Genomic DNA, 1,136 nt, shown 5'->3' on the forward strand with positions numbered 1-1,136 from the left:
ACTCTGTCCCCGTTGCGTGAAACTTTTCCCTGGCCCCTGTTGCTGACTGGCCTCGAGGCGCCGTTCTTTTTTGGTGTAGGCGTTCCGCAATGACCTGTAATGATGTTTCGCGGCGCCAAACCGATGTAAGCAACGTAGCTCCGAGGCGTCTGGAACCGTTTGATGTCGCCTGTAACAGTTGCCAGACGAGCCGCTGTCTGCGTACCGATGCCCAATACGCTCTTCATCAGTCGGGCCTGCTCGTTGTTCTGCACGAGCGCATCAAGCTTTTTGTCGAGCTCGTTGATTGACTGAACCGTGGCCTTATAGGCATCAAGAAGGATCTTCAAGCTCGATGTCACTTCCGCCCCGAGCATATCCTCCGCCCCCGCGATTGCGGCCTCCATCTTTTTCGTGCTCAAGCTGCCTCGAGGAATCACAATTCCCCAGCTTTGACAAGTACTTTTGAAGCACACCAGCGACTTCGTCGCCTGAGTACGGAGCTGCCGTCTGATCGTCTGTACTGTAGCCATCCGGCATTGTTCAACGCTCTTAACGCGGATCGGCGTGAGCGCGTCGCCATGCAGTGCGAGCTTTGCCAGCGCTATCGCGTCGTTGAGGTCTGTTTTCTGATTTGCCTTATGCGTCGCAATCCAGTTCTTGACAGCGCGCCCGGAAATGACCTTGACGTCGTGCCCTAGGCTCTGCAGACGCAGGCAAATATGACTGTACCCGCAGCAAGGCTCCATCGCGAAAAGCGTCGGCGGAAGCTTTTCCGCCTGCTCAAAGAGCGTGGCATAGTCCATCCGGTCGATGAGGCCCATCTCGTCATTGGAGCAAGGGACGGCCGCAACTGCAGCGTCAGCCTTTGCCAGATCAAGACCAATAACGGCGTAAGAGATGGACGTATCCAGTGAACGGCGCGTATTCTTCTTCGACATGACATGGACCTCCATAAGGTTCCTTTTCACCCATTGTCGCGCTGCTGCGTAACGATTCGGGGTGGTGGGTGGTCCATGTCATTAGAGACGGGGCTTTACGGCGCGAGGGGTAAGCATGCTTACATCATTTAGTCTCGTTTTCTGTTGCTAAATTCTGAGTTGCAGCTCTTCAACGAGCTTGGCGTTCTCGGGCAAATCGAGCGAATGCCGTTCGCG

At 55.3% G+C, this 1,136-nt stretch carries 1 protein-coding gene; it reads right to left on the reverse strand.

Features of this window, described 5'->3' with window-relative positions:
- On the reverse strand, positions 1-920 hold a 920-nt coding region (locus H6A60_RS11580; RefSeq protein WP_205104767.1), incomplete at its 3' end, for an IS110 family RNA-guided transposase.
- Positions 921-1,136: the final 216 nt, after the last annotated feature.

Source organism: Sutterella massiliensis, assembly GCF_016899755.1.
Lineage (GTDB): Bacteria > Pseudomonadota > Gammaproteobacteria > Burkholderiales > Burkholderiaceae_F > Sutterella > Sutterella massiliensis.